The sequence below is a fragment of the Gallibacterium genomosp. 1 genome (genome assembly GCF_001678575.1).
In the GTDB taxonomy this organism is placed as follows: domain Bacteria; phylum Pseudomonadota; class Gammaproteobacteria; order Enterobacterales; family Pasteurellaceae; genus Gallibacterium.
The window spans coordinates 22,930-42,905 of record NZ_JTJP01000004.1 but is presented as its reverse complement, the minus strand read 5'-3'; the positions used below and the strand labels follow the sequence as shown (position 1 = coordinate 42,905).

Annotated in this window: 23 protein-coding genes; 14 read left to right on the top strand and 9 right to left on the bottom strand. The window is 40.1% G+C overall.

Annotation, left to right across the window (positions count from 1 at the left end; all coding sequences use genetic code 11):
* Positions 1–12 precede the first annotated feature (12 nt).
* Positions 13–582 (top strand): primosomal replication protein PriC, encoded by a 570-nt coding sequence (priC, locus tag QV04_RS00895; RefSeq protein ID WP_065230646.1) that lies wholly within the window; start codon positions 13–15, stop codon positions 580–582.
* On the opposite strand, the gene QV04_RS00890 is transcribed toward priC, so the two are convergent.
* From QV04_RS00890 to QV04_RS00850, 9 genes are all read right to left on the bottom strand, one after another.
* Positions 574–1,938 (bottom strand): sodium-dependent transporter, encoded by a 1,365-nt coding sequence (locus QV04_RS00890; protein WP_065230647.1) that lies wholly within the window; start codon positions 1,936–1,938, stop codon positions 574–576. The two genes, priC and QV04_RS00890, sit on opposite strands and share 9 nt — an antisense overlap.
* An 18-nt stretch (positions 1,939–1,956) precedes the next feature.
* On the bottom strand, positions 1,957–2,592 hold the full coding sequence (gene nth / locus QV04_RS00885; protein WP_065230648.1) for an endonuclease III: 636 nt from the start codon (positions 2,590–2,592) through the stop codon (positions 1,957–1,959).
* Positions 2,592–3,269 carry an electron transport complex subunit E gene (locus QV04_RS00880; RefSeq protein WP_065230649.1) on the bottom strand — a complete coding sequence of 226 codons (678 nt, stop codon included), beginning with the start codon at positions 3,267–3,269 and terminating at the stop codon, positions 2,592–2,594. The genes nth and QV04_RS00880 overlap by 1 nt, the downstream gene beginning before the upstream one ends.
* Positions 3,270–3,284: 15 nt before the next feature.
* The gene (gene rsxG / locus QV04_RS00875) at positions 3,285–3,917 is read right to left on the bottom strand and encodes an electron transport complex subunit RsxG (protein WP_039134168.1); all 633 of its coding nucleotides are present in this window, start codon (positions 3,915–3,917) and stop codon (positions 3,285–3,287) included.
* Positions 3,918–3,926: 9 nt separating this feature from the next.
* On the bottom strand, positions 3,927–4,997 hold the full coding sequence (gene rsxD / locus QV04_RS00870) for an electron transport complex subunit RsxD (protein WP_065230650.1): 1,071 nt from the start codon (positions 4,995–4,997) through the stop codon (positions 3,927–3,929).
* Positions 4,990–7,689, bottom strand: coding sequence for an electron transport complex subunit RsxC (gene rsxC, locus QV04_RS00865; RefSeq protein ID WP_065230651.1), 2,700 nt, complete (start codon positions 7,687–7,689; stop codon positions 4,990–4,992). The genes rsxD and rsxC overlap by 8 nt, the downstream gene beginning before the upstream one ends.
* A 22-nt stretch (positions 7,690–7,711) precedes the next feature.
* Entirely contained in the window at positions 7,712–8,308 is a 597-nt protein-coding gene (gene rsxB, locus QV04_RS00860; RefSeq protein ID WP_039173026.1) for an electron transport complex subunit RsxB, read from the bottom strand.
* Positions 8,308–8,889, bottom strand: coding sequence for an electron transport complex subunit RsxA (gene rsxA, locus QV04_RS00855; RefSeq protein WP_039134177.1), 582 nt, complete (start codon positions 8,887–8,889; stop codon positions 8,308–8,310). Before rsxA ends, rsxB begins: the two co-directional genes overlap by 1 nt.
* A gap of 96 nt (positions 8,890–8,985) precedes the next feature.
* Positions 8,986–9,714 (bottom strand): SanA/YdcF family protein, encoded by a 729-nt coding sequence (locus tag QV04_RS00850; RefSeq protein ID WP_039134179.1) that lies wholly within the window; start codon positions 9,712–9,714, stop codon positions 8,986–8,988.
* Positions 9,715–9,899: 185 nt separating this feature from the next.
* On the opposite strand from QV04_RS00850, the gene rppH reads away from it, so the two are divergent.
* The 13 genes from rppH (at position 9,900) to ccmI (ending at position 19,962) form a co-directional block, all read left to right on the top strand.
* Complete coding sequence (gene rppH / locus QV04_RS00845; protein WP_065230652.1) at positions 9,900–10,502, top strand: RNA pyrophosphohydrolase; 603 nt, start codon at positions 9,900–9,902, stop codon at positions 10,500–10,502.
* 2 nt (positions 10,503–10,504) lie between these two features.
* Positions 10,505–11,293, top strand: a complete 789-nt coding sequence (locus QV04_RS00840) for a sulfite exporter TauE/SafE family protein (protein ID WP_065230653.1) — start codon at positions 10,505–10,507, stop codon at positions 11,291–11,293.
* Positions 11,294–11,300: 7 nt separating this feature from the next.
* On the top strand, positions 11,301–12,116 hold the full coding sequence (gene lgt / locus QV04_RS00835) for a prolipoprotein diacylglyceryl transferase (RefSeq protein WP_065230654.1): 816 nt from the start codon (positions 11,301–11,303) through the stop codon (positions 12,114–12,116).
* On the top strand, positions 12,100–12,951 hold the full coding sequence (locus QV04_RS00830; RefSeq protein WP_065230655.1) for a thymidylate synthase: 852 nt from the start codon (positions 12,100–12,102) through the stop codon (positions 12,949–12,951). Before lgt ends, QV04_RS00830 begins: the two co-directional genes overlap by 17 nt.
* Positions 12,952–13,250: 299 nt before the next feature.
* Positions 13,251–13,898: a cytochrome c biogenesis heme-transporting ATPase CcmA gene (gene ccmA / locus QV04_RS00825; protein ID WP_065230656.1), complete on the top strand. Its 648-nt coding sequence runs from the start codon at positions 13,251–13,253 to the stop codon at positions 13,896–13,898.
* 2 nt (positions 13,899–13,900) lie between these two features.
* The gene (ccmB, locus tag QV04_RS00820; RefSeq protein WP_065230657.1) at positions 13,901–14,563 is read left to right on the top strand and encodes a heme exporter protein CcmB; all 663 of its coding nucleotides are present in this window, start codon (positions 13,901–13,903) and stop codon (positions 14,561–14,563) included.
* A 25-nt stretch (positions 14,564–14,588) separates the two neighbouring features.
* On the top strand, positions 14,589–15,326 hold the full coding sequence (locus tag QV04_RS00815) for a heme ABC transporter permease (RefSeq protein WP_039173010.1): 738 nt from the start codon (positions 14,589–14,591) through the stop codon (positions 15,324–15,326).
* Positions 15,327–15,338: 12 nt separating this feature from the next.
* Positions 15,339–15,551, top strand: a complete 213-nt coding sequence (gene ccmD / locus QV04_RS00810; RefSeq protein WP_065230658.1) for a heme exporter protein CcmD — start codon at positions 15,339–15,341, stop codon at positions 15,549–15,551.
* On the top strand, positions 15,548–16,087 hold the full coding sequence (ccmE, locus tag QV04_RS00805; RefSeq protein WP_065230659.1) for a cytochrome c maturation protein CcmE: 540 nt from the start codon (positions 15,548–15,550) through the stop codon (positions 16,085–16,087). Before ccmD ends, ccmE begins: the two co-directional genes overlap by 4 nt.
* The gene (locus tag QV04_RS00800; protein ID WP_065230660.1) at positions 16,084–18,042 is read left to right on the top strand and encodes a heme lyase CcmF/NrfE family subunit; all 1,959 of its coding nucleotides are present in this window, start codon (positions 16,084–16,086) and stop codon (positions 18,040–18,042) included. Before ccmE ends, QV04_RS00800 begins: the two co-directional genes overlap by 4 nt.
* Positions 18,035–18,601 (top strand): DsbE family thiol:disulfide interchange protein, encoded by a 567-nt coding sequence (locus QV04_RS00795; RefSeq protein WP_039134201.1) that lies wholly within the window; start codon positions 18,035–18,037, stop codon positions 18,599–18,601. Before QV04_RS00800 ends, QV04_RS00795 begins: the two co-directional genes overlap by 8 nt.
* A complete protein-coding gene (locus QV04_RS00790) occupies positions 18,586–19,062 on the top strand; it encodes a cytochrome c-type biogenesis protein (protein WP_065230661.1) in 477 nt (158 codons plus the stop codon). The genes QV04_RS00795 and QV04_RS00790 overlap by 16 nt, the downstream gene beginning before the upstream one ends.
* On the top strand, positions 19,063–19,962 hold the full coding sequence (gene ccmI, locus QV04_RS00785; protein WP_065230662.1) for a c-type cytochrome biogenesis protein CcmI: 900 nt from the start codon (positions 19,063–19,065) through the stop codon (positions 19,960–19,962).
* Positions 19,963–19,976 lie beyond the last annotated feature (14 nt).

Below are 19,976 nucleotides of genomic sequence, written 5' to 3'. Positions count from 1 at the left end.
GCTTATCCTATTATGACAAATCAGCAACAACTCATCTCTCAATTACAGCAACAATTACAGCTTTTCTGCCGTTATGACGGTGAGCAGATTATTAAGCAGCAGTTTGAGCGCACCGTTTTTGCGGAATCGGGACAGCCGTTACGCTACTACATTGCGCAAATTGAACAAAATATCGCTCGCTTGGCGACCTTAGATAAGGTTGAGGTGGTTGCTTATTTGGCGGAGCAAATCAGCATTCAGTTCCGAGTGTTGCTGGAGGCTTTGCAACGCACTGAAAGATCAGCGAAAAAAGCGGAAACGGTAGCAGGTCAGCCACAAAAAACAGAGAAAAAACAGTATGATGTTTTTGAACTACCGGCAGAGGAGAGAATTCATAAATATTATGAATTTTTAACGCGTTTTAATGATCGCATCGCTGATTTGGAACAGCAGCAACAACTGGCATCGAGAGAGCAGAAACCTCTCTTTCAACAACAGCTTGCACTATTGCAACAACGGCGACAACGTTGTCTTGCCGCCATTGAACAATTGGAAGAATACCTAGAATTTAAGGCTTCTCAAGCCAAAAGCGAATTAAATTAAGTTACTGATAAAGATTACAATAATGACAAGTGGCACGATATATTTAACATAGCTGAACCACCATTGTGCCAATTTAGAATTTTCGCCTAATCTCAATTCTCGTTTAGCTTCATCTTTCATTACAAAACCGACAAAAACAGCACAGAATAGTGCGGTGAGCATAAAGAGAATATTGCCGCTGACAAAATCAAAGGCATCAAAAATATTTTTGCCGAAGAAATGAACGTCGTGCCAAGGACCGTAACTTAGAATTGATGGTACGTTGCCGAGGAGAAAGATGGTTCCAAGAACGAATAAAATAGCTAAACGGCGATTAATTTTGGTTTTTTCCTGCAAGGCGGTAATTAAGACTTCATAAATTGTTAGTGAAGTAGTTAATGCAGCAATCAGTAATAAACTAAAGAAGATCACGGCAAAAAATTTACCAGCCCACATATGAGAAAATACGATTGGTAAACTTTGGAATACCAATGTTGGCCCTGAATTTGGTGCAATACCAAACGTGAAAAGTGATGGGAAGATCATAAAACCTGCCAATACAGCAATAATGGTATTGACGCAGCCGGTTATGACCGCAGTTTGCACCAAATTTTCTCCTTTTTTCAGATAACTGGAGAGCGTAACGATAACGCCGAAACCTAAACTTAAAGCGAAAAAGACTTGCCCCAAGACAAAAACGAAAAGCTGCGGTGTGATCTTAGAGAAATCAGGTTTGAGATAGAACACAATGCCTTGCCACGCACCCGGCAAAGTTACATTACGAATCACCATACAGATTAAAAAGATAAATAACAGCGGCATCAAATATTTTACTGATTTTTCAATGCCGTCAATAACCCCTTTAACTAAAATCACATAGTTAACCAATACGAACAGAAAAGTGTAAAGGCTAATCATTGCAGGATTAGCCATAATGGTATTGTGAAAGAAATTTTTAGTGGTTTCGGCAGTAATCGGTGCGCTGATGTCCAAAACACCACTTAGCAAACTGACGATATAATTAATAACCCAACCGCCAAGCACCATATAATACGCCATAATGCAGAATGCACCGAGTACGCTGAGATAGCCGACAACTTTCCAATAACGAGGAATAGGTTTATGGTGAATGTTTCCGCTGAACGAATCGATAGCATTAACACGAATACGCCGACCAATAACATTTTCAACTAGAATCATTGGAATGCCGATCACAATCATTGCAATACAGAATAGTAATACATAAGCGCCACCACCGTTTTCACCGACCAGATAGGGAAAACGCCAAGTAGCACCAAAACCGACAGTTGCACCGGCTACGGTTAAAACATAAGTCAGTCGGTTTGACCAGGTCTGTCTTTCTGTGTGAGTCGTCATATTATCCTCCTGTAGTTTTTAGTATTCGGTTTTATCTTTAAATTCACACAGATCTTCAATTAAACAGGCACCGCAACGGGGTTTACGAGCGATACAGGTGTAGCGTCCGTGTAAAATGAGCCAGTGATGAACATCGACTTTGAATTCATCAGGAACAACTTTTAATAATTTTTTTTCAACGGCAAGAACATCTTTACCGGGAGCGAAACCGGTGCGATTGGCGACGCGAAAAATATGTGTGTCAACGGCAATCGTTGGCCAACCGAAAGCAGTATTCAATACTACATTTGCGGTTTTGCGCCCAACTCCCGGCAAAGATTCCAATGCTTCACGTGATTCTGGAACTTCGCCATTATACTTTTCAATTAACACTCGACAAGTTTTTATAATATTTTCTGCTTTACTATTATATAAACCGATAGTTTTTATATAATTTTTTAAACTATCTACACCTAAATCAAGTATTGCCTGTGGTGTATTTGCTACCGGAAATAATTTTGCAGTTGCTTTATTTACGCCAACATCTGTCGCTTGTGCCGATAAAATTACAGCAATGAGCAATTCAAAAACTGAATTATATTTTAACTCTGTTGTAGGGTGCGGATTGGCATCACGCAAACGAGTGAGAATTTCTATTCTTTTTTGTTGGTTCATTATTTCTTCCGTTCAATAATGTTCTTTAATGCTAAAAGTATTCCTAAGCCAAGGAAAGCTCCAGGTGGTAAAATCGCAAGTAGAAAATGGCTGTCAGCGTGAAATAGTGTGATTTTCAAGGCTTTTGCTGATTCGCCGAACAGCTGTTCCATACCATTGAACAGTGTGCCATTACCGATAGTTTCGCGTAGTGCCCCTAACACAACCAAACTTAGCGTCATTCCTAATCCCATTGAGAATCCATCGAACATTGCGTGCCATAAACTGTTTTTTGAGGCATAGGCTTCGGCACGACCAATTACTATGCAGTTGGTTACAATTAATGGAATAAAAATCCCTAATGATTGATAAAGAGAATAAGTATATGCATTCATTGCTAGCTGCACGATAGTTACAGTTGAGGCAATAATCATCACATAAATCGGGATACGGATGGCTTTTGGAATAAGATGCCGGCATAGAGAAACCATACTGTTAGTACAAATCAACACTAGCATTGTTGCTAAACCAAGCCCTAACGCATTAGCAACAGAATTGGACACTGCCAATAACGGACACAATCCTAATAATTGTACTAATGCGGCGTTATTCTTCCATACACCTTGAATAAACAAAGTTTTCCAAACGGAATTGGCGCTATCAGTGTGAGTAGTTACTTCTGAAGTACTATGATTCATTCAACACCTCTTTACTTAATTGCAACGATTGTAATCTTCAGGGTTAAATGCAAATGGTTGAGAGAGTAATTGCAGTAACCCTTTTTTCACTGCATTAACAACCGCTCGTGGAGTAATAGTTGCGCCGGCAAATTGATCAAATTCACCACCATCTTTTTTTACTGCCCATTTGTCTAACTCATTAAGATTAAATTGTTTATTGCTGAAGGCTAAGATCCAGTCGGAAAGCCGTGTTTCGATCTTATCACCCAATCCGGGTGTTTCGTGATGTTCCAAGACACGGACTCCTAACACTTCACGTTCAGGTGTTACTGCCACCAAAATACGAATATTACCTGAGTAACCATCCGGTGCGGTGGTTTCAAACAGATAAGCAACGGTTTTATTCTGTTTTTTTGCCAAATAAAGTTTAGAAATATCGGCTAACTGCTTGTTATTATTTGGAATGTAGCACGATTTTAACAGATCATTATCAGCAAAATTTGGTGGTAGCACTTCAGATAAAAGTTGTTTCTGTTGATTTTCCATTACTCGTTGAATTTTATCTTGTGTTAATGAGTACATTGCCAATGTGATTAAAGTGCAAACCAAAGCAACAAAGGCTAAGATTAAAGCATAGTTAATGGTTGTACGTTTTAGCGTTGCCATTTTTTCTCCTTAGCGGCCATAAAGACGGGGACGAGTGTAATGATCGATTAACGGAACACAAATATTGCTCAATAAAACAGCAAATGCTACGCCGTCAGGATAACCACCATAGAAGCGGATAACATAAAGTAAGAGACCGATTAAACTACCAAATAATAATTTCCCTTTCGGTGTGATAGAGGCCGTTACCGGATCGGTGGCAATAAAAAAAGCACCGAACATCGTTGCACCGGAAAAAAGTTGCCATAACGGTGATGGATAAGTTTGTGGTGCGATCAACCAAGTTGCTGTAGCCAAAATGGCTAAGGTGAGCAACATTGCAAAAGGAATTTGCCAGTGAATCACTTTTTTCCATATAAGGAAAAGCCCACCGACTAGAAATGCAAGATTAACTTGCCACCAACCGATCCCCATCGTGATAGTAAGGATATCATGCAAATTGTCGTGTTGAAAAATTGGTGAAGCCGCGATATGACTCAATGTTAGATGATTTTTTATTCCTGTTTTAACGCTATCTAATGGAGTTGCTTGAGTGATGCCGTCAATGGTAGAGGTCAGTTGATGTAAGCTGTAACCGTCACTGGTAACACCTTGAAATATCAGTAAATAAGCATCTTTAAAGCCGGTCGGTTCAAGTAATAAATGATTCGGCAATGCCCAAGCGGTCATCTGTGCCGGAAACGACACCAACAAAATAGCATATCCTACCATTGCCGGATTGAAAGGGTTTTGCCCAAGTCCACCATAAACCTGTTTGCCTAAAATAACAGCACAAAAAACACCGAGCAGAATGATCCAATAAGGTGCATAAGGCGGAATGGCAACTGCCAAAATAATGGCAGTCAAGATCACGCTCATATCCGATAAATCGGCAAAATTTTTCTTAGCGCGCAATCTGGTTACGATCCACTCCAGTAAAACCGCAAAAATCACCGCTAATAACAGCTGAATTAAAGTGCCGAAACCAAAGTAGTAGATTTGCACCATAATTGCCGGAATCATTGCTGCAATTACCCACAACATCACTTTGGCGGTCAAACTATGGGAATGTACGTGAGGGGAACTTGCCATTCTAAACATTATCTTGATTTCCTTCTCTTGCTACTTTTTTTGCCTTTGCTCTGGCTATTGCTGCTGCAATTGCCGCTTTTCTAGGATCTGTATGCTGATGATTATCAATGGAATGATGATCGGCACTAGGACTTTGTTGCTGATCTAATGTTTCGTCTGTTGTTATTAAAATGACTTTTTCTGCTTCCGCAAGCGTTTGCGCTTTTTTCGCTTTAGCTCTAGCAATGGCAGCGGCGATAGCGGCTTTACGCGGATCGGTATCTGCACTGCTTTCAGTTGCTACTGAAGAAGATTCAGCAGCATTATTACTATTTTCCGCTTGCTGAGCTTTTTTCGCTTTAGCTCTGGCAATGGCGGCGGCGATAGCGGCTTTACGCGGATCGGTATCTGCACTGCTTTCAGCTGTTACTGAAGATTCGGCAGCGCTATTGCTGTTTTCCGCTTGCTGCGCTTTTTTTGCTTTAGCTCTGGCAATGGCAGCAGCGATAGCGGCTTTACCCGGATCGGTATCCGCGCTGCTTTCAGCTGCCACTGAAGAAGATTTAACAGCATTATTGCTGTTTTCCGTTTGCTGCGCTTTTTTCGCTTTAGCTCTGGCAATGGCAGCAGCGATAGCGGCTTTACGTGGATCGGTATCCGCGCTGCTTTCAGTTGCCACTGAAGAAGATTCGGTAGCACTATTGCTGTTTTCCGCTTGCTGCGCTTTTTTCGCTTTAGCTCTGGCAATGGCAGCGGCGATAGCGGCTTTACGAGGATCGGTATCTGCGCTGCTTTCAGTTGCCACAGAAGAAGATTTGGTAGCACTATTACTGTTTTCCGCTTGCTGCGCTTTTTTCGCTTTAGCTCTGGCAATGGCGGCGGAAATAGCGGCTTTACGCGGATCGGTATCCTCGCTGCTTTCAGTTGCCACTGAAGAGGATTCGGCAGCACTATTGCTGTTTTCCGATTGCTGCGCTTTTTTCGCTTTAGCTCTGGCAATGGCAGCGGCAATAGCGGCTTGTTTATTCTCTTTATCCGTTGTTGCCAATGATGTCGGTTGACCGGTTTGTGTTTGTGCCTGTTTGGCTAAACGGCGCGCTTTACGAGCTGCCATAATATCGCTGTTATCAGGCAATATTTCACCTTTATCGTTGGTGATAGTTTTGATTTGTGGTGTTGCATTAGTTGCCTGTTTTTGACGAACACGTTCCAATGCAGCTTGTACAGGATCAACGCCTTGTTGTTTTGCCATCTCTGCTCGACGAGCTTCCGCCGCTAATTGAGTTCGGCGATCTCGCTCCTGTTTTTCCCGTTCCATTCGAGCCTGTTTAGCTTCAAAACGGACTTTCGCCTCTTCCGCCAGTTTTGCTTTTAATTTTAATTCTGCGATTTTGGCTTTTTCTTGGCGAAAATATTGGATCAGCGGAATATTGCTCGGGCAGACATAGGCACAAACGCCACATTCAATGCAATCTTTTAGGTTGTACTGTTCTGATTTTTCGTGATCTTCACTGCGCGCAAACCAATAGAGTTGCTGTGGCATCAATTTAATTGGACAGTGATCGGAACAGGCAGAACAGCGAATACAATTACGCTCTTGCGGCGGCGGCTGATATTCAAAATGATCCGGCGCAATTAAGCAGTTAGTCACTTTGGTTACCGGCGAGTTGAGATTCGGTAAAATAAATCCCATCATCGGTCCGCCCATAAAGACAGGAAAACGATCATCATATTGATAACCGGCTTGTTGTAACAGGTGATAAATTGGTGTCCCTATTCTTGCCCAAACATTACGAGGTTGCGGAATTTTATCACCGGTCAGTGTTACCACGCGTTCAATGAGCGGTTCGTCATCAATAATCGCTTTTTTTACCGCAAAGGCAGTGGCAACATTGTTCATTAACACGCCAATTTGCGAAGAGCGACCATTATTCGGCACTTCCAGACCGGTTAAAACTTGAATTAATTGTTTCGCCGCACCGGAAGGATATTTGGTTGGAATCACGCGAATTTCAATATCGTTAGCACCGGATAGGGCTTGTTGCATAGCCTCAATAGCTTCTGCTTTATTATCTTCGATTGCCAACACCACTTTTTGCGGCCGTAAAATATAACGCAGAATCCGAATGCCTTCGAGAATATCAAGACTGCGATCACGCATTAAGCGATCATCACAGGTAATATAAGGTTCGCACTCTGCGCCGTTAATAATTAATAATTTAACTTTGTTTTCCGCACTGGCGATTTTAGATGCAGTCGGGAATACTGCTCCGCCTAAGCCGGCAATGCCGGCTTGATAGATTTTTTGTAGCAATTGTTCAGGTGGTACAGTAAGAAAATCTTCGATAGGTTGGCGTTCACGCCACTGATCTTTACCGTCAGCTTGTAAGGTGATGGTGGTTTCAGGTAATCCAGACGGATGCGAAGAGGCATAACCGCCGATAGCGGTTATGGTGCCGGAAGTGGGGGCGTGTACGGGTAACGTGCGATAATCATCGCCTTGAGTTAAGGCTTGCCCTTTTAGTACATAATCACCAACTTGAACTAAGAGCTGACCAGCTTTACCGGCGTGCTGTTTCAATGCAATGTAGTAAGTGTTAGGTAGTTTTAATCGGGAAAGTCTAGTGCCATTCGATTGCTGTTTCATTTCCGGTGGATGAATCCCACCGGGAAAATCCCATAATCGATTTTTATTTATTCTGGTTAATACATCATCTAACATCTTAACTTTCCTATGATTTTACTTATTCCGACTCATTTTTATTTTGTACTTGTACGACAGGAATAATTAATTTTTGATCATATTTCCAGTTCCAAGAATCGAGGGAAGGTTTGACTTTTTCCATCGTAATACAATCAGTCGGACAAGGAGCAACGCATAATTCACAACCGGTACATAGCTCAGGAATAACAGTGTGTAATGCTTTATTAGCACCGATAATGGCATCAACTGGGCAAGCTTGAATACATTTTGTGCATCCAATACACATTTCTTCGTGGATAAAAGCAACTTTAGGCACAGGTTCTTCTTCAAATACGCCTTGCGGTGCATCCACACCGAGTAAATCTGCCAATTTTTCGACTAAAGGTTGTCCGCCGGGAACGCATTTAGTGATGATATCGCCATTGGCAATCGCTTCTGCATAAGGTCGACAACCCGGATAACCACATTGTCCACACTGGCTTTGTGGTAATAAAGCATCAATTTTGTCCACAATTGGGTCAGCTTCTACTTTCAGTTTAATCGAGGAAAAACCTAAAATGGCTCCGAAAATTAAAGCAAGTAATGCAATACTGATTAAAATCCACATATAAGGGGATAGAGATAATAACCAAGACATCAGACTCTCACTAATCCACTAAAACCCATAAAGGCGACAGACATTAATCCGGCGGTGATTAAAGCAATCGATGCACCACGAAACGGAAAAGGTACATCGGCAGCTTCAATCCGTTCACGAATAGCAGCAAACAGCACCAGTACTAAAGAAAAACCAAGTGCAGCACCAAAACCGTAAATAACAGATTGGATAAAATTATGTGCTAAATTAACGTTTAATAAAGCAACACCAAGCACAGCACAGTTGGTGGTGATTAACGGTAAAAAGATACCGAGTAAGCGATAAAGTGTAGGGCTAGTTTTATTAATAACCATTTCTGTAAATTGCACGACAACGGCAATCACTAAAATAAAGACTAATGTGCGTAAATAGATAGCGTTTAATGGCAACAAAATATAGTGATCAACCAAATAGGCAACTAATGAAGCAACAGTTAAAACAAAAGTTGTTGCTAGCCCCATTCCAACAGCAGTATCCACTTTTTTGGAAACTCCCATAAATGGGCATAAACCTAAGAATTTGACTAACACAAAATTGTTGATTAATGCAGTACTGATAATTAAAAGAATATAACTCATCATTGATCTATCGCTAAAAATAAGAGGGCTATTATCGTGTTTTCTTGAGGCAAGAACAATAGCCAAAAGCGAGTATTTGTTCGATTTTTATCGTAAGAATTACTTTTCAGGGGGCGGCAAAATTGGTGGCGGTAGCGGTTCTGGTTTGCCTAAAAAATAGGGCTGTTTACCGAGCATAATATCTAAAACTGCTTGCACACGGGCAAAAAATTCACGAAAACGCACCCAAGTATAGCCTTCTGGATTATCCGCCTCATAGCAAATAGCATCAATATCATAATGTTTGGCAATAAATAAGGCTCGTTCACAATGGAAGCGCTGGGTGATAATGGTTAAAGATTGTGCTTTGAAAACTTTATCAGCACGAACAACCGAATCAAGCGTGCGAAAGCCGGCATAGTCAAAAAACATAGTTTGTGACGGTACCCCCATTTTTAATAAATCTTTAAACATTCTTTGTGGTTCATTGTATTGGAGCGTTCTATTATCACCGCTGAGTAACAGATAATTGACTTTATGGTGTTTAATTAATGATTCAGCAGCAGATAGGCGATTATAATAAAATAGATTTAACGTATTGTTTTTAAAATATTTTGAAGTTCCCAGCACCAATCCATAAGGTCGATAAGGCAGAAGATCAATATTGCGATAGATACGATCTTTTACCCACCAGCTGATGCCAACATCAACGGTAACCAACAATACGATAGTAAGTGAAAGCAGTGAGAGTATAAACATAAGGCATTTTTTGTAGTGTGTAGCGGCGACACGTTTGCAGTAAGCAAACACATTATGTATCAATGTCTGTAATGCGTGTGATTTGCTCATTTGCTTAAACTCTTTTTGCTTCAATTATCAGTGATAGATTTTATACTATCATAAAAGCAGAATGAGATCCGTGATAATACGTGATTTTGTATATGGAGCCGAATCGGAAACTTGAGAAAAAAACAATAGTATGAAACAATCAACGTTATCTTTTTTATCTGAATGTAAGTTTAAGGTTGTCGATAGTGATCGATTTCGACGGTTATCGTCCTAACGTCGGTATTGTTATTTGTAACCAAAAGGGACAGGTCTTTTGGGCGAAGCGATATAATCAAAATTCGTGGCAATTCCCTCAAGGCGGCATTAATCCAAAAGAAACGCCGGAACAAGCGATGTATCGTGAGCTTTATGAAGAGGTGGGTTTAACCGCCAATGATGTCAAAATTATTTATAGTTCAAAACACTGGTTGCGTTATAAATTACCTAAACGTCTTATTCGCCACGATTCTCGTCCGGTTTGTATCGGACAAAAACAGCGTTGGTTTCTGTTGCAACTTGTTAGTTCGGAAAAAAATATTAATATGAATGTTGGCTCATCGCCGGAATTTGATGGTTGGCGCTGGGTTAGTTTTTGGTATCCGGTAAGACAGGTTGTGTCATTTAAACGAGATGTTTATCGCAAAATTATGAAAGAGTTCTCAGCGGTTTTATTCAGCCAAAAAGAAAATGAAACTGTTGCATCTACTGTAAATTATCAGAACGTTCAAAATAAGCGTAATTACGCCAATAATAAACGCTCTTTTTCCGCAAAATATTCAAAACGTTTGTTTAATAAAACAAGGAGTTAGTAATGCTCACATTTTTTCTTATCTGTTTAGTGGTTGGTGCGCTTGTTGGTTTTCTCGCTGGATTGTTCGGTATTGGTGGTGGAGTAATTATTGTGCCGGTGTTAGTCTATTTATTACCGATGGCAGGAATTCCGGATAATTTATTGATGTCATCAGCGTTGGGTACTTCGTTCGCTACCATTGTCGTTACTGGTTTTTCTTCGGCACAACGTCACCATAAGTTGGGCAATATTGTTTGGGATGCAGTGAAGATTTTAGCACCGGTCATTATGGTAACCACGTTTATTTCAGGGCTATTTATCGGTAAATTGGACAAGTCAATCACGAGCAAAGTTTTTGCTTGTTTAGTCGTTTATCTGGCTCTTAAAATGGTGTTGTCAATCAAACCTAAACAAGCGGTGAAAACATTGACTAAAACTGCTTCGGTAATTGGTGGAATTTTGATTGGTATGGCTTCCAGTGCCGCCGGAATCGGCGGTGGTGGTTTTATTGTGCCATTTTTAAATTCTCGCGGTATTGATATGAAAAAAGCAATTGGTTCATCTGGTTTCTGCGGAATGTTGCTCGGTTTGTCTGGTATGTTAAGTTTTATTATTGGAGGTTGGAATGCTGATATGCCGAGTTATTCTTTGGGGTACGTCTATTTGCCGGCGGTGGTTGGAATTACAGTAACCTCATTCTTTACTTCAAAATTAGGTGCTACAACAACAACCAAATTGCCGATTCCTATACTAAAACGTTATTTTGCGTTGATGTTGATTGCCATTGCGATTGATATGTTTATTAAATAGAGTTGTTATGAATAGCGAATTTTTTACTTATCCTCAATTTGATCCTGTTATTTTTGCTATCGGACCAGTTGCTTTGCGTTGGTATGGCTTTATGTATTTACTTGGCTTTTTATTTGCGCGTTGGTTAGGAATGCGTCGGGTAAAACGCCCTAACAGCGGCTGGAGTGCCGAGCAGTTTGATAATTTGCTTTTCAATGGATTTTTAGGTGTATTTTTGGGTGGGCGTATTGGGTACGTGCTATTTTATCAATTTGATCTTTTTTTACAGGATCCGCTTTATCTGATTCGTGTATGGGAAGGTGGAATGTCATTTCACGGCGGTTTAATTGGTGTGATCGTTGCGATGTGGTTGACAGCTAGAGCACAAAAACGGCAATTCTTTGCGGTAGCTGATTTTATTGCTCCACTCATTCCATTTGGTTTAGGAATGGGAAGAATTGGTAATTTTATTAACGATGAATTATGGGGTAGAGTAACGGATGTTTCTTGGGCGGTGTTGTTTCCGAGCGGTGGCTATTTACCACGACATCCGTCACAACTATATGAAGCCTTTTTGGAAGGCGTGGTGTTGTTTATTATTTTAAATCTGTTTATCCGTAGAACAAGACCGACAGGAGCGGTTTCAGGTTTGTTCTTGTTCTGCTATGGTGTATTCCGTTTTATTGTTGAATTTTTTAGAGAGCCGGATCCTCAGTTAGGGCTTTATTTTGGACACGAAATTTCAATGGGGCAGATTCTTTCGACACCAATGATTATTATTGGGCTTTTAATTATTTGGTTTGCATATCAGCGTAAGGGGAAAAACAATGAAACAGTATCTTGATCTTTGCCAACGTATAATTAATGAAGGCGTTTGGGTAGAAAATCAAAGAACCGGAAAACGTTGTTTGACCGTGATTGATGCCTCATTAACTTACAATGTTGCTGATAATGAATTCCCACTGATTACCACTCGAAAGAGTTTTTGGAAAGCGGCTATTGCTGAATTATTGGGCTATATTCGTGGTTATGACAATGCAGCTGATTTCCGTAAATTGGGTACCAAAACGTGGGATGCGAATGCCAATGAAAATGCGGCGTGGCTTGCCAATCCGTATCGCAAAGGTGAGGATGATATGGGGCGCGTCTACGGCGTGCAGGGGCGTTCGTGGCGTAAACCAAATGGCGAAACGGTCGATCAGTTGCGCAAAATTGTCAATGATTTAAGCAAGGGCATTGATGATCGTGGCGAAATTTTAACGTTTTATAATCCGGGCGAGATTGAACAAGGCTGCTTGCGCCCTTGTATGCATACACACACATTTTCGCTATTGGGTGATACGCTCTACTTAACCAGTTATCAACGTTCTTGTGATGTGCCGCTTGGATTGACGTTTAATCAAATTCAGGTGTTTACCTTTTTGGCATTAATGGCACAAATTACCGGACATAAACCAGGCAAAGCGTTTCATAAGATTATCAATGCACATATTTATGAGGATCAACTGTCATTAATGCGTGATGAACAATTAAAGCGAGAACCTTACCCTTTGCCACAGTTAGAGATTAATCCTGATATTAAGACATTGGAGGATTTGGAAACTTGGGTCACGTTAGATGATTTCAAAGTGCATAATTATCAGTGTCATCCAGCAATTAAATATCCGTTTTCTGTTTAGTTGAATAAAAGATAGCACTGTATATCCCAGGTTTTAAGCAGTGCTATCTTGGTTATTTAAGTAGCTTTATAAAAAGATCCAGCATTGGTGCTATTTTGCGGTAGATCAAAAAAAAGTGTGTTACTAATATATCAAAAAGAACTTATATATCAATTAATTAAAATTCATTTAATCTTATTTTATACCGAAAATTACTACCAAAGAGGTATAATTCGTATTCAGATAAAAATACCACCTATTGCTTGCTTGTGTTAGAATTTCCGCCCGTTAAATTAATCTCAAAGTGCATTTATAAATATATGAACTCGATCAATCAGTTACAGCTTAATCATCTCAGTTGCCAACGAGGTGAACGCGTTTTGTTTAACGATGTTAATCTCTGTTTCCAGAGTGGTGATTTTGTACAGATTGAAGGGCATAACGGAGTGGGTAAAACAACGCTGTTACGTGCATTAAGTGGGCTTTCTCGACCAAGAGAAGGGCAGGTTTTGTGGAATAATGAGCCGATTTTTCAACAGCAGGAAGAATTTAATCAAAATTTACTGTTTTTAGGGCATCATTCTGGCACTAAACCAGAATTATCAGCTTGGGAAAATTTGCGTTTTTTCCAAAAAACAACTAATAGTCGTCAACAGGTGGAGATATTGTGGGAAACCTTACAAGTTGTGGGATTGCTAGGGTATGAAGATATTCCAGCAAATCAACTGTCAGCAGGGCAGCAAAAACGTGTAGCATTGGCGAGATTATGGTTATCAACCGCTCCATTATGGATTTTGGATGAACCGTTTAATACTATTGATAAACGTGGTGTGCAGGTTTTAACGAATTTATTTGAGTTTCATATCAATCAGGGTGGAATCGTGATTATTACGAGCCATCAGGATGTGCCGAGTCGATTAGTACAAAAAGTGCAGCTGGAAAAATATAAATTTATTGAAAGCGAATAAAGATGATTTTTTACGAAGTAATTAAACGTGAATTACAAATTGCGATGCGAAAACCCGGTGAGATTTTAAATCCACTGTGGTTTTTTTTGATTGTAATTACTCTCTTTCCTTTGGTTATTGGGCCTGAACCACAATTGTTATCCCGTATTGCTCCAGGTATTGTTTGGGTGGCAGCATTATTGTCGGCATTGCTCTCTTTTGAACGCTTATTTAAAGATGATTATTTGGATGGTTCTTTGGAACAGCTGATTTTATTGCCGATGCCTTTAGCAATGACCGCACTTGCCAAAATTTTCTCACATTGGCTATTAACTGGATTTCCTTTGATACTGTTATCGCCGATTGTTGCGCTTTTATTATCACTTGAAGTGGATGTATGGTGGGCATTGGTACAAACCTTATTTATCGGCACACCCATTTTAAGCTGTCTAGGAGCTGTAGGAGTAGCGTTAACTGTGGGGTTAAGAAAAGGTGGTGTGTTATTAAGTTTATTAGTTGTGCCGTTATTTATTCCGGTGCTTATTTTTACAGCAGCCGTATTAGATGCCGCTTCATTACATTTGGCGTACGGCGGACAATTGGCGATTTTGGGCGCAATGTTGGTGTTAGCTTTGGTTAGTTGTCCTTTTGCAGTGGCGGCGGCATTACGCATAAGTTTGCAATAACAATAAGGAGAAGGGTAGAAAAATTATGTGGAAATGGTTACATCCATATGCAAAACCGGAAACGCAATATCGTATTTGTCAGCGTTTGATTCCATTTTTAGGTGTTGCTTCACTGCTTGTACTTATTATAGCAATAGTGTGGGGATTAGCCTTTGCGCCGGCAGATTATCAACAAGGCAATAGTTTTCGTATTATGTATATTCACGTACCGGCAGCAATTTGGTCGATGGGAATTTATGCTTCAATGGCAATTGCCGCTTTAGTAGCATTGGTTTGGCAAATTAAACAGGCAAATCTTGCGATGGTGGCAATGGCACCGATTGGTGCAGTGTTTACTTTTTTGGCATTGGTAACAGGAGCGGTATGGGGAAAACCGACTTGGGGAACTTGGTGGGTTTGGGATGCCCGCTTAACTTCAGAATTAATTTTATTATTTCTCTATTTTGGTGTTATTGCCTTATATAGTGCATTTCAAGACAAAAGTATCGGTGCTAAAGCAGCAGGTATTTTATCAATTGTTGGTGTGGTGAATTTACCGATTATTCACTTTTCGGTGCAATGGTGGAATACCTTACATCAAGGGGCAAGTATCACAAAATTTGAAAAACCATCTATTGCTACAGAGATGTTGATCCCGTTATTGTTAGCGATTTTAGGTTTTATGTTATTGAGTGTTTATTTAACAGTGGTGCGTTATCGTAATGAATTGCTCAGTGCGGATAGGAAACGTGCGTGGGTGCAAACATTGGTCGCAAAAAAGTAGAAGGAAGAAAGAATGACACCATTTTTTGACAGTTGGAGTGCTTTTTGGCAGATGGGAAACCACGGTTTATATGTGTGGCTTTCTTATGGTATTTCAGTGATTTCGGTATTGGCATTAGTGGTCATTAGCCATAGAAATAAAGAAAAAATTTTGCAGGAAGTTGCAAAAGAGCAACAACGTCAACAACGAATGAAACAACAAGTATCATCGGAGAAAAGATTATGAACCCACGTCGTAAATCAAGACTGTATTTAGTGTTATTTGTACTTGCCGGTATTGCTATTGCGGCTGGGCTAATGCTGTATGCGTTACGTCAAAACATTGATCTTTTTTATACACCGAGCGAAGTAATATATGGCAAAAATAATGATGCTGCTTTGAAGCCTGAGCCTGGACAACGTATTCGGGTTGGTGGAATGGTAGTAACCGGAACGGTTGAACGAGATCCGCAGAGTTTAAAAGTGAAATTTCAATTAAACGATATTGGACCGGCAATTAATGTGGAATATGAAGGGATTTTGCCAGATCTTTTCCGTGAAGGACAAGGTATAGTTGCACAAGGTACGTTAAAAGATGCAACGACATTAGTGGCAAGTGAAGTATTGGCAAAACACGATGAGAATTATGTTCCACCTGAATTGGGTGAACAAATGAAAAAAGTTCATAATCCAATGGGCGTATCTGAGAAAGATCTTAGCTCAGAATCGGAACGGGATAAAATGATGTTAGAACAAAAATCGCAAGCTGAGGAGAAACAATGATTGCTGAACTCGGGAATTATGCGTTAGCGTTGTCATTGGCGATAGCTGTTTTACTGACAATCGTGCCGTTATGGGGTGTTAAACAAAATAATCCATTATTAATTTCCTTAGCAAGACCGATGACGGTGGGGTTATTTTTAACCCTCTCCTTTGCCTTTTTTGCATTAATGTATCTGTTTGCGATTAACGATTTTAGTGTGCAGTATGTGGTAAATAACTCAAACAGTCAGTTACCGATCTATTATCGTTTATCCGCCGTTTGGGGATCGCACGAAGGATCTTTGTTATTGTGGATTTGGTTGTTAAGCTGTTGGAGTTTGGCAGTTGCTGTTTTTAGCCGTCGCTTACCTCAAGATTCTATTGCCAGAGTATTAGCAGTAATGGGAATGATCAGTATCGGCTTTCTGATTTTTGTCATTTTTGCGTCTAATCCATTTACACGAACATTTCCGGAGCTACCGGTTGATGGTAAAGAGTTGAATCCGATGTTGCAGGATATCGGGCTGATTTTCCATCCACCGTTGTTGTATATGGGATATGTTGGTTTTTCAGTGGTTTTTGCATTTTCTATTGCTTCTCTAATGAGCGGTAATTTGGATACTGCTTGGGCAAGATGGTCAAGACCTTGGACATTAGCGGCTTGGTGTTTCCTAACTTTGGGAATTGTGTTGGGATCTTGGTGGGCTTATTATGAACTCGGTTGGGGTGGCTGGTGGTTTTGGGATCCGGTAGAAAACGCTTCTTTTATGCCGTGGCTTGCCGGTACAGCGTTATTGCACTCTCTTGCGGTAACAGAAAAACGTGGCAGTTTTAAAGCTTGGACGGTTTTATTGGCAATTCTAGTCTTTTCTCTCTGTTTATTAGGCACATTTTTAGTGCGTTCCGGTATTTTAGTTTCCGTGCACACGTTTGCTTCTGATCCAACTCGAGGATTGTATATTCTGGCTTATCTAGTGGTTGTGATTGGCGGCTCGCTGGCGTTATATGCTTATAAAGGTAGCCAAATTCGCTCTCGGGATAATTATCAACGCTATTCACGAGAATCAATGCTGTTACTCAATAATGTGTTATTGATGACGGCGTTGGCGGTAGTGTTGTTAGGTACATTATTGCCATTGGTGCATAAACAGTTGGGCTTAGGTTCAATCTCAATTGGTGCACCGTTTTTTGATCAGATGTTTTTAATCATTATGGTGCCTTTTTCTTTATTGTTAGGCATTGGGCCTTTAGTGAAATGGCGGCGTGATCAATTTTCCGTTATTAGAAAACCGGTTGTGATCAGTGTAATTGTAATGGCGTTATTAGGTTTTATTTTGCCGTTAATATTAGCAGATAAAATAACAGTTAGTGTTGTCTTAGGTACAATGATGACGGTAATTATCGTATTGTTAGGTGCTTATGAATTACAGCAACGTGCTACACATCGCAGTTCATTTTTGCAAGGTATCAGTAAACTTTCTCGTTCACATTGGGGAATGTTTTTTGCCCATATTGGTGTCGCAGTAACCGTGTTCGGCATTGCTTTTAGTCAGAATTTCAGCATTGAAAAAGATGTGCGAATGAGTGTCGGAGATAGTGTCGAGGTCGCAGGTTATCAATTTACTTTCAGTCAGGTTAAAGAGAGTAATGGGCCTAATTATTTAGGTGCTACTGCAGAAATTGATGTGAGTAGAGAGGGCAAAAAAATTACCCGATTGGAGGCAGAAAAACGTTTTTATCAAGTAAGTCGAATGAGTATGAGCGAAGCGGCAATTGATGCTGGCATTACACGCGATCTTTATGCAGCGTTGGGCGAACGTTTGGATAATGGTGCTTGGGCGGTAAGACTCTATTATAAACCATTTATCCGTTGGATTTGGTTTGGTGGTTTATTGATGGCATTCGGCAGTGTTTTATGTATGTGTGACCGCCGTTATCGTTTCAGTAAATTGGTTAAGGGTGCAGTTTATGAATAAAAAACTCTATTTGCCGTTAATTATTTTTTTAATCTTTGTGATTGTTGCAACAGTAGCGTTGATTCGTAATGCACAGGGAGAAGATCCGAAAGCCTTGGAATCTGCATTGGTTGGTAAAAAAGTACCGGTTACAGCACACTTAATGAATCTATTTGATCAGAGCAAATCTTATAACGATCAACTATTTTTACAGCAAAAACCGCTATTGTTAAATGTATGGGCAACTTGGTGTCCAACCTGCTTTGCTGAACATCAGTATTTAAATCAATTAGCGAAACAAGGAATTACCATTATTGGCATCAACTATAAAGATGATGTTGAAAAAGCAAAAAAATGGCTGAATGATTTAGGTAATCCTTATCAAGAAGTGATTAACGATCAAAAGGGAAGCTTTGGTTTGGATCTTGGTGTTTATGGTGCACCGGAAACGTTTATTGTTGATTGCCAAGGCATTATTCGTTACCGCCACGCTGGAGACATAAATCAGCAAGTGTGGCAGCAGAAATTACAGCCGCTTTATGAGAAATATGCGGAGGAGGCGGTATGTTCAGCCAAATAAAAAAAATGTTGTTTGTTCTGTTGTTATCTTTCGGATATGTTGTTGCTGCCAATGCTGCGATTGAGGCGTTACATTTCAGTTCTACTGAGCAGGAGCAAACTTATCATCAATTAACTCAGGAGTTGCGCTGTCCGCAATGTCAGAATAACAATATCGCTGACTCTAATGCTTTAGTGGCGACAGATATGCGTGGCAAAGTGTTTGAACTGCTACAACAAGGGAAAAGCAAACAAGAAATTATTGATTATATGGTAGCTCGTTACGGTAATTTTGTTACTTATGATCCGCCACTTACTGCTGCGACACTGGTTTTATGGTTGGTGCCATTATTTCTTTTAGTTGTTGGTGTGATAATTTTTTGGCGTAAACGTCATTCATTAGCAGATAATGCAATTGAAGAAGATTTAGATGATGCTCAACAACAGCGGTTACAGCAGTTATTAAAAAAGGATAAAGCATAGATGAATTTTTGGTTAAGTGTTTTAGCATTAACATTGGTAATTGCCGTTATCTGTTTTTTACCGTTGTTACGAAAAACTAAAGAAGCAACGGAAATAAAACGTGAAGTATTTAATAAAGCCTTTTATTTCGATCGTGTGAGAGAAATTGAGGAGGCTGCAAAGCAGGGATTATTGGATAACGAGCAACAATTAAAAACAGAATTACAGCAGTCGTTATTATCCGATATTCCGGAACAGTCTAACGCGACACCGCTTTCAGTAAGGAACTTCGGCAAAATATGGTTTGTTTCCGCTTTTTTGTTGTTGCTAACAATGGCATCAGCAAGTTATTTTGCAGTTGGATCTTGGCGAGCCGAACAGATGTTGGAGCAATCTTATCAAAACTTACCGCACTTTTTTGAGCGTTTGAAAGATGAACAAAAACAGCCGTTATCCAATGCGGAACTGGAACAGTTTATTGTTGCGTTGCGCCAGGAATTGCAGCGTAATCCTGAAAATGCTGAATATTGGTGGTTAATGGGACAGATGGCGATGGCAACAGATAAAGCACAATTAGCGATGGATAGTTATGCCAAAGCCTATCAATTACAGCCAAGTGATCTTACCTATAAATTGGCTTACGCCAGAATTTTAATGTTTTCTCAAGATCAAAATGACAATAGCAAAGGACGGGCGTTATTATCGGAAGTAATTCGTCAAGATCATAGTAATGCCGATGCATTAGGCTTGTTGGCATTTGATAGTTTTCAGCGTGGTGATTATAAAATGGCGATTGTCAGTTGGAATATGATGTTGCAACTGTTGCCAAAAGATGATCCGAAACGTGAATTATTGGAGCGTAGCATTGAAAATGCGCGTCAAGAAATGCAACGGCAACAGCCAAATTCATCACAAAAATAAAAAAGAGGAAGTAG